The organism is Cellulomonas sp. NPDC057328 (genome assembly GCF_042667215.1).
In the GTDB taxonomy this organism is placed as follows: Bacteria; Actinomycetota; Actinomycetes; order Actinomycetales; family Cellulomonadaceae; genus Cellulomonas.
Map to the genome: position 1 here is coordinate 1 of NZ_JBHUZW010000149.1, position 7,894 is coordinate 7,894.

9 protein-coding genes are annotated in these 7,894 nt (G+C 76.2%); 5 read left to right on the forward strand and 4 right to left on the reverse strand.

The annotated features are described in order from the left end of the window. Positions 1-80: 80 nt before the first annotated feature. The 3 genes from ACFUMH_RS17600 to ACFUMH_RS17610 all read right to left on the reverse strand — a co-directional run bounded on the left by ACFUMH_RS17600 (position 81) and on the right by ACFUMH_RS17610 (position 4,127). Positions 81-1,742, reverse strand: a complete 1,662-nt coding sequence (locus ACFUMH_RS17600) for a glycosyl hydrolase family 18 protein (protein WP_378208614.1) — start codon at positions 1,740-1,742, stop codon at positions 81-83. A gap of 350 nt (positions 1,743-2,092) precedes the next feature. After that, positions 2,093-3,139: an alcohol dehydrogenase catalytic domain-containing protein gene (locus ACFUMH_RS17605; protein WP_378208616.1), complete on the reverse strand. Its 1,047-nt coding sequence runs from the start codon at positions 3,137-3,139 to the stop codon at positions 2,093-2,095. A 256-nt stretch (positions 3,140-3,395) separates the two neighbouring features. Beyond that, a complete protein-coding gene (locus tag ACFUMH_RS17610) occupies positions 3,396-4,127 on the reverse strand; it encodes a DUF998 domain-containing protein (protein ID WP_378208618.1) in 732 nt (243 codons plus the stop codon). 139 nt (positions 4,128-4,266) lie between these two features. Here ACFUMH_RS17610 and ACFUMH_RS17615 point away from each other — a divergent pair, with 139 nt between their 5' ends. Continuing rightward, positions 4,267-4,557: a DUF4287 domain-containing protein gene (locus ACFUMH_RS17615; protein WP_378208620.1), complete on the forward strand. Its 291-nt coding sequence runs from the start codon at positions 4,267-4,269 to the stop codon at positions 4,555-4,557. Positions 4,558-4,562: 5 nt separating this feature from the next. Here ACFUMH_RS17615 and ACFUMH_RS17620 read toward each other — a convergent pair whose 3' ends face one another. Next, entirely contained in the window at positions 4,563-5,144 is a 582-nt protein-coding gene (locus ACFUMH_RS17620) for a helix-turn-helix domain-containing protein (RefSeq protein ID WP_378208622.1), read from the reverse strand. 47 nt (positions 5,145-5,191) lie between these two features. On the opposite strand from ACFUMH_RS17620, the gene ACFUMH_RS17625 reads away from it, so the two are divergent. From ACFUMH_RS17625 to ACFUMH_RS17640, 4 genes are all read left to right on the forward strand, one after another. Further along, positions 5,192-6,112, forward strand: coding sequence for a class I SAM-dependent methyltransferase (locus ACFUMH_RS17625; protein WP_378208624.1), 921 nt, complete (start codon positions 5,192-5,194; stop codon positions 6,110-6,112). Beyond that, positions 6,109-7,068, forward strand: coding sequence for an NAD(P)/FAD-dependent oxidoreductase (locus tag ACFUMH_RS17630; protein ID WP_378208626.1), 960 nt, complete (start codon positions 6,109-6,111; stop codon positions 7,066-7,068). The genes ACFUMH_RS17625 and ACFUMH_RS17630 overlap by 4 nt, the downstream gene beginning before the upstream one ends. Positions 7,069-7,206: 138 nt before the next feature. After that, positions 7,207-7,440 carry a hypothetical protein gene (locus ACFUMH_RS17635; RefSeq protein WP_378208629.1) on the forward strand — a complete coding sequence of 78 codons (234 nt, stop codon included), beginning with the start codon at positions 7,207-7,209 and terminating at the stop codon, positions 7,438-7,440. Between the two features lie 51 nt (positions 7,441-7,491). Beyond that, positions 7,492-7,830 carry a DUF3140 domain-containing protein gene (locus tag ACFUMH_RS17640; protein ID WP_378208631.1) on the forward strand — a complete coding sequence of 113 codons (339 nt, stop codon included), beginning with the start codon at positions 7,492-7,494 and terminating at the stop codon, positions 7,828-7,830. The last annotated feature ends 64 nt before the right edge of the window (positions 7,831-7,894 follow it).

The following is a 7,894-nucleotide window of genomic DNA, read 5'->3' on the forward strand; positions in this document are numbered from 1 at the left end:
GCCCGGGTCCCCGCGGGGACCCGGGCCGGGACGCGGTGCTCACGGGAGCCGGCGCACCCCAGCGCGCCGGCGCCCGTGGGTCAGCGCCAGCCGCCGGAGACGGCCGTGATGAGCTCGCCGTTCGACGTGTCGCCGGACAGCTCCCAGAAGAAGGCGCCGCCGAGACCCTTGTTGCGGGCCCACGTCATCTTCCCGCCGATGGTCTGCGGGGTGTCGTACGACCACCACTGGGTGCCGCAGTGGGCGTACGCGGTGCCGCCGACCGTGCCGGTCGCGGGGCAGCGCTGCTTGAGGACCTTGTAGTCCTCGATGCCCTGCTCGTACGTGCCCGGCGCGGCGCCGGAGGCGGAGCCGCCCGGTGCGGACTGCGTGACGCCGTTCCAGCCGCGGCCGTAGAACCCGACGCCCAGCAGGATCTTGCGCGCCGGGACGCCCTTGGCGATGAGCTTGTTCACCGCCGCCTCGGAGTTGAAGCCCTCCTGCGGGATGCCGGGGTAGGCCGTCAGCGGCGAGTGCGGGGCGGTGGGGCCCGACGGGGCGAACGCGCCGAAGTAGTCGTACGTCATCGGCATGATCCAGTCGAGCTTCTGCGCCGCCGTGGCGTAGTCGGCGGCGTCGATCTTGCCGCCGTTGCTGCCGTCGGCCGTGATGGCCGCGGTGACGAGGTTGTTCTGCCCGAACCGGTTGCGCAGCGCCGTGACGACCTTGTCGAACGCCTGCGGGCCGCTCGAGTCGCACGTGAGGCCGCACGCGTTGGGGTACTCCCAGTCGACGTCGATGCCGTCGAAGACGTCGGCCCAGCGCGGGTCCTCGACGAGGTTGTAGCAGGACTCCGCGAACGCCTGCGGGTTCTGCGCCGCCTGCGTGAACCCGCCCGACCAGGTCCAGCCGCCGAACGACCAGATGACCTTGAGGTGCGGGTGCTTCTTCTTCAGCTCGCGCAGCTGGTTGAAGCTGCCGCGCAGCGGCTGGTCCCACGTGTCGGCGACGCCGTCGACCGACTGCTCGGCGGTGTACGCCTTCTCGTAGTCGGCGTACGAGTCGCCGATGGAGCATCGGCCGCCGGTGGTGTTGCCGAACGCGTAGAGGATGTGCGTCAGCTTCGACGCGGACCCCGAGGTGTCGATGTCCTTGACGTGGTAGTTGCGGCCGTAGACGCCCCACTCGGCGAAGTAGCCGACGACCTTGGCGCCCGCGGGCGGCGGCGTCGTGGGCGTCGGGGTCGGCGTGGGCGACTGGGTCGGCGTCGCCGTGGGCTTCGGCGTGGTGGTGGGCGTGGCGGTCGGCGACGAGGTCGGCGTCCCGCCCGTGCACGCGGCGCCGTTGACGGTGCAGGTGGTGGGACGGACGAACGGGCCGGAGGCGACGTAGCCCCAGGTCTGCGAGGCGCCGGGGGCGAGCGGGCCCGCCCAGCCCTTCTTGGCGGCGCGGTAGGCGGACGTGCCGTTGCGGGTGAGGTCGGCGTCCCAGGCGCTGCTGACGCTGGCGCCGTTGGGGAGCGCGAAGTCCACGGCCCACGAGGGGACGCTCGCGGTCGTGCCGTTGGTGACGGTGACGGCCACCTGGTGGCCGGTCCCCCAGTCGCCCTGGGAGGTGAAGGTGACGGTGACCGCGCCGGCGGCGCTCGCCCCGGGCGCGGCGACGAGCCCGGTGACGAGCACGCCGAGGGCCGTCAGCGCGGCGGCGAGGGTACGCCGTCGCGACGACCCCGGGCGGGGGTGGTGCGCACTGCTCCTGACCATCTCGACTCCCGTCGATTTGTAAGGATGGCGAACAAATAGGACGTGAACGAACGTAGCCCGCAGGAAAAACGGGGTCAATCGTCCTATGACCACCGATATCGATATCGACGGCATCCGGGTGGTGCCCGCAGCAGCACGACACCGCAGGTCAGCAGCGTCGACGTCACTCGATCGGGTGGAAGCCCGCGTCGGCGCCGCACACGACGATCGGGCGCCGCGACGCGCCGAGTCATCGGCCGGGATAACAGAAATCTGCCCCGCATCTGCGGACGACGTCCGGGGCGGGGCGCACGGGCGCCGGGAGGGCGCGGGCCGTCCGAGCAGTCGCGCGGCGCCGTCGGCGCCGCCCCTCAGAGGACGACGACGGTCATCCCCGCGTGCGCGCCGGGCCGCCCCAGCTCGGCGAGCGCCGCCGCGGCGTCGTCGAGGCCGACGGTCCGGCCGACGAGCCCGCCCGGGTCGAGGCGGCCCTCGGCGATCGCCGCGAGCATCTCGGGGTACTCGTGCGCGGCCATGCCGTGGCTGCCGTAGACCTCCAGCTCGTGCGCGACCACGCGGTCCATCGGCAGCGCCGTCGCGGCGTCGTCGCCGAGCAGGAGACCCACCTGCACGTGCCGCCCGCGACGCCGGAGCGCGAGCACGCCGGCCTGCGCGGTCGCCGGGCTGCCGAGCGCGTCGACGGAGACGTGCGCACCGCCGTCCGTGGCGGCCCTCACCTGCGCGGACACGTCGTCCGGGGTGCCGGACCCGGGGTCGAGGACCACGTGCGCGCCGGCCGCCCCCGCCGCCGCGCGCGCGGCCGGCGACGGGTCCACGGCAACCACGTGCGCACCCAGCGACACGGCGACCATCACGGCGGACAGGCCCACGCCGCCGCAGCCCAGCACGACCACCTCGTCGCCCGCGCGCACGCGGCCGTGCACCGTCAGCGCCCGGTACGCCGTCGCGAACCGGCAGCCCAGCGACGCCGCCTCGACGGGCGTCATGCCCTGCGGCACCCGGACGAGGTTCGTGTCGGCGTGGTCGAGCGCGACGAGCTCCGCGAACGACCCCCAGTGCGTGAAGCCGGGCTGCGTCTGGTGCGGGCACACCTGCTGCTCCCCCGCGCGGCACGTCGCGCACGTGCCGCACGCGCACACGAACGGCACGGTGACGACGTCGCCGGGCGCCCAGTCGCGCACGCGCGGACCCACCGCGACGACCGTGCCGGCGAGCTCGTGCCCCGGCACGTGCGGCAGCCGCACGCCGTCGTCGTGCCCCTGCCACGCGTGCCAGTCGCTGCGGCACACGCCCGTCGCGGCGACCCGCACGACGACGCCGTCGTCCGGGCACGCCGGGTCGGGCACCTCCCGCACCACGGGGACGGCTCCGAACTCCTCGACCACGAGCGCACGCACCCGCCGATCCTCCCCCACCGACCACCGCCCGCGCCCACGCCCCCGCCACCCGCCCCCGCTCCGCGCTTGCCCCGACCGCGACCCCACCCGCCGAGGTCGCCGGTTCCGCTCCGAGGTCGCCGGTCGGGACCGGCGACCTGGCCACCGAGCAGGCGACCTCGGCGGGACGGGCTCGGCGGGCGGCTCGGCAGCGGCGGCTCGGCTGGGGCGGGACGGCGGGACGGCCGCTCGGTGGGGGCGTCGGGGGCGGGGGGCGTCAGGGGCGGGTGGCGGTGCGGGTCCGTGCGGCGTGGGCGCGCAGGGACAGGACGACGGCGAGCGGCCAGAGCGCCTGCGCTCCGGCGACGGCCCGCTCGGAGACGCCGGTCCACGCACCACCGGCCGGGCCCACGCCCTGCAGCTCGAGGACGAACCACGTCAGGAGCGCGAGGAGCACGCCGCACGCCGTCAGCGCCACCGCGGGACGTGTCACCGCGGGCGCGGGCCGACGGGCGGCTTCGGGACGACCCGTCGCGGCGCCGCGACGCCACGCCGCCGCCGGCCACAGCGCCAGCGCGCCGAACGCCACGGCGGCCGCGAGCCCGTGGGCCTGCGGTGTCCGGTCCACCGGCAGCGCCGCGACGGCGACCGTGGCCACGCCGCCGAGCGCGTGCAGCAGCCGCCCGGCCCGCGGCAGCGCGCGGGTGCCCAGGGCCGTGACGACGTGGGCGGCGCCGGTGAGCGCGAGCCCCGCCGTCATCACCGCCGGCGCGGTCGCCGTCGTGGCCGCGAGCGCGCTGATCGTCTCCGCGACGGGGTCGAACGCGGGCTGCAGCGCGGCCGCGACGCTCCAGCCGCCGATCATCGCGACCGGCGCGAGCACGGCCGACGCCACCGCCCACGCGGGCACCGCCCCGTCGTCGTCCGCGCCCACGCCACCCCGTCCCGTCCCGGTCACGCCGCCCGCGGCGCCGGTCCGCGCGCCGGGCGCGGCCTCGTCGACGCCCATCCCACCAGCGCCCGCCCGCCCGCGCAGGGCGGGCACCGGCGCGGTGCACCCGTCCGGGCGACCCGATGAGTCCGGCGTGCCGCGCCGGTCGGGCACCAGGAGCGACGCGCACGGCGTCGCCGCGACGACGGGAGCCCCGATGTCCTTCCAGGCCTACCTCGACACCATCGAGGACCGCACCGGCATGACGCCGCGCGCGCTGCTCGCGGTCGCGCACGAGAAGGGCCTGGACGCGCCCGGCACGAAGGCGGCGCAGGTGGTGACGTGGTTCGCCGAGGACTACGGGCTCGGGCGCGGGCACGCGATGGCGTTCTGGCACGTGCTGACGAAGGGGCCCACGATCTCCGGCAAGCACGTCGGCACGTCGGGCTCGCACGCGGACGCGTCCGACACCCTGTGGCTCGACGGGCGGGCGACGCGGCCCGCGTAGGCACGTCAGGCGTCGGGGACCGGCGGGCCGTGCAGGTGCGCGCGCTCGCCGTCGCGGTCGAAGATGCTGAGCAACTCGACGGGCCCGTCGTGCGGCTCGACGGCGTGCGGGACCATCGTCGAGAACTCCGCGGCCTGGCCCGGTCCGACGAGGATCGTCCGCTCCCCGAGCCGCAGCCGCACCGTGCCGCTCAGCACGGTGAACCACTCGCGGCCCGGGTGGACGCCCGGCCCGCGCGCGGCCCGTTCCGGCGTGATGCGCATCTTGGCGACGACGACGCCCGGGATGGCGCCGGGCCGCGTGAGCAGCCACGTCGTCATGCCCTCGACGTGCTCGGGGTCGGGGCGGATGACGACGTCCTCGTCCTCGACGGGCTCGACCAGCTGGTCGAGCGTCGTGCCGAGCGCCCGTGCGAGCGGCACGAGCTGGTCGAGGGCGATGCGCCGGTGACCGGTCTCGATCCGGCTGAGCGTCGACGGGCTCATGAAGCACCGGGCGGCGAGGGCGTCCAGCGACCAGCCGCGTGCGAGCCGGAGGCCGCGGACGCGTTGCCGGACGACCGCGTCGAGGTCCACTTCTTGCGTCATGCGCAAGATGCTATGTCTGCGACGCATCGGTTGCCTACCGTGGATGCATGACCTCCTCCACCACCACCTCCCACCCCGGCCGGCACCACCACGACGACGGGCACGACGACGGCCACGACGACGAGCTGGCCGCGCTCCTCGACCTCGACGCCGAGGTGCTCGGCGCCTGGCTCACCACCGTCACGGACCTCGTGGCGGACCTCCGCCCCGACGCGGGCACGGTCGTCGACCTCGGCGCCGGCACGGGCACCGGCACGCTGGCGCTCGCGCACCGCCTGCCGCACGCGACCGTCGTCGCCGTCGACCGCTCCCGCGCGATGCTCGACCGGCTGCGCGCGGCGGCCGACCGGGCGGGCGTCGGCGGCCGCGTCCGGACGCTCGAGGCGGACCTCGACGGGGCGCGGCCGGCGACCGGCGCCGCCGACGTCGTCTGGGCCGCGTCGTCGCTGCACCACCTCGCCGACCCGGACCGGGTGCTCCGCGACGCGCACGACGCGCTGCGCCCCGGCGGGCTCGCCGTGGTGGTCGAGCTCGACCGGATGCCCCGCGTGGCGCCCGACGACCTGCCCGACGCCCCCGGTCTGGGCTCCCGCCTCGCGGAGGCCTCGTCGACGTGGAACGTTCATCCTGACTGGGGGCCGCACCTCGAGCGCGCGGGGTTGGTCCTGGACGGCGTGCACCACCTGACCACCGAGGCCGTCGACGGGCGGTACGCCCGCACCTGGCTGGACCGGGTGCGGACGCGGGCGCACGAGCTGCTCGCCCCGGCGGACGTCGCGGCGCTCGACCGGCTGCTGACGCAGCACCCGGCCGTGCTCGACGCGTCGCCGGTGCGCGCGGACCGGACCGTGTGGCTGGCGCACCGCCCGGACACGGCGGGCGCCCCCGCGAGCGGCCGGCCCACCGGCACCGCCCGCACCGACGCCCCCACGACCCCCGACCCGACGCACGACGGAGGTGCACGATGACCGACCGGTACGACGTGGTGGTGGTGGGCGGCGGGGCCGCCGGCCTGGCCGCCGCCGTGACGCTGGGCCGCTCGCTGCGGTCCGTCCTGGTGGTCGACGCCGGCGAGCCCCGCAACGCGGCTGCGGCGGGCGCGCACAACCTGCTGGGCCGCGAGGGCGTGGCGCCGCACGAGCTGCTCGCGGCGGGCCGCCGCGAGGCCGAGTCGTACGGCGCGGTCGTCCGCCGGGACCGGGCCGCGGGCGCCCGCCGGGACGGCGACGACCTCGTCGTCACGCTCGCCGACGGCGGTGACGTGCGTGCGCGCGTGCTGCTGCTCGCGACCGGGCTCACGGACGTCCTGCCCGACGTGCCCGGCGTGCGCGAGCGCTGGGGGGCCGACGTCCTGCACTGCCCGTACTGCCACGGGTGGGAGGTCCGCGGGCGCCGCATCGGCGTGCTCGCGACCAGCGACAACGCGGTGCACCAGACGCTGCTGCTGCGGCAGCTCAGCGACGACGTCACGCTCTTCCTGCACACCGGGCCGGAGCCGGACGAGGCGGCGCACGAGCAGCTCGCGGCCCTCGGGGTGCGGGTCGTCCGCGGCACCGTGGCGCGGCTCGACCACGACGACGAGGCGTTGCGGGCCGTGGTCCTCACCGACGGCACGCGCGTGGACGTCGACGCCCTCGCGGTCGCGCCGCGGTTCGTCGCGAACGCCGACCTGTACGAGCAGCTCGGCGGCACCGTGAGCGAGCACCCGTTCGGGACGTACGTCGCGTCGACGCCCGGCGGGCGCACCGACCTGCCCGACGTGTGGGTGGCCGGGAACACCACGGACCTCGCGGCCATGGTGGGTGCCTCGGCGGCGGCGGGCGTCCTCGCGGGCGCCGGCATCAACGCCGACCTGGTGCACGCGGACGCCGAGGCCGCGGTGCGCGCGCACCGCTCGCTGGCGGGCGTCGGCGACCGGTCCTGACGCCCGCCGGCGTCCGCCGACCCGCTCGGCATGCCCGACGCCCCCGTCCGACCTAGCGTGGGTGGCGTCGGGCACGGCCGTCGAACGGCCGCTCCCGGCGCGTCGATGCACCATCGCGAGGTTCGAGGAGGAGCGCACATGACCGACAGCGAGACGGGTGCCGTGACCGGCACGAAGGACAAGGACTACAACGTCATCTGGTTCACCGAGCAGTGCCTCAGCAACGTCCTGCGCCTCGAGACGTACGTGCAGGACGCCGAGCGCGACGGCGACACGGAGCTCGCGGAGTTCTTCCGCCGCGCGCAGGCCGAGAGCCGCAAGGGCGCCGAGCAGGGCAAGGCGCTGCTGAAGGAGCGGTTCGGCCGCTCCTGACCGGCCGCTCCCCCGCAGCACCCGGACCAGCACCCGACGGAAGGGGACGACATGGCGGACAGCCCCGTCGACGACGAGCTGTGGCAGGACTTCCACGACGTGGTGAACATGACCTCGCGCGAGCTGCAGGAGTGGCTCGCGACCGAGGCCGCGGGCACCGCGACCGAGACGGAGCCCGACCAGGCCGGCGACGAGCGCTCGCGCACGGTGCTCGGCATCCTCGGCAAGCGCCGCACCGACCTGACGCCGGACGACGTCGAGGTCATGCGCACGGTGGTCGCCGAGATCCGTGCGGAGCGCGGCGACGAGCCGGAGCCGGAGGCCGGCGACGCGCAGTGGCGGCACCGGCTGATGTCGCTCGGGCACGACCCGCTGAAGCCGACGGCCTGACGGCGACCGCCTGACCGTGACCGCCTGACCGGACGCGGGCCGGGACGCGCACCGCGTCCCGGCC

Bases quoted from the DNA above. Each gene is read 5' to 3' on its own strand.
- ACFUMH_RS17600 (WP_378208614.1), bottom strand. From the start codon at position 1,742: ATGGTCAGGAGCAGTGCGCACCACCCCCGCCCGGGGTCGTCGCGACGG.
- ACFUMH_RS17610 (WP_378208618.1), bottom strand. From the start codon at position 4,127: ATGGGCGTCGACGAGGCCGCGCCCGGCGCGCGGACCGGCGCCGCGGGC.
- ACFUMH_RS17615 (WP_378208620.1), top strand. From the start codon at position 4,267: ATGTCCTTCCAGGCCTACCTCGACACCATCGAGGACCGCACCGGCATG.
- ACFUMH_RS17620 (WP_378208622.1), bottom strand. From the start codon at position 5,144: ATGACGCAAGAAGTGGACCTCGACGCGGTCGTCCGGCAACGCGTCCGC.
- ACFUMH_RS17625 (WP_378208624.1), top strand. From the start codon at position 5,192: ATGACCTCCTCCACCACCACCTCCCACCCCGGCCGGCACCACCACGAC.
- ACFUMH_RS17630 (WP_378208626.1), top strand. From the start codon at position 6,109: ATGACCGACCGGTACGACGTGGTGGTGGTGGGCGGCGGGGCCGCCGGC.
- ACFUMH_RS17635 (WP_378208629.1), top strand. From the start codon at position 7,207: ATGACCGACAGCGAGACGGGTGCCGTGACCGGCACGAAGGACAAGGAC.
- ACFUMH_RS17640 (WP_378208631.1), top strand. From the start codon at position 7,492: ATGGCGGACAGCCCCGTCGACGACGAGCTGTGGCAGGACTTCCACGAC.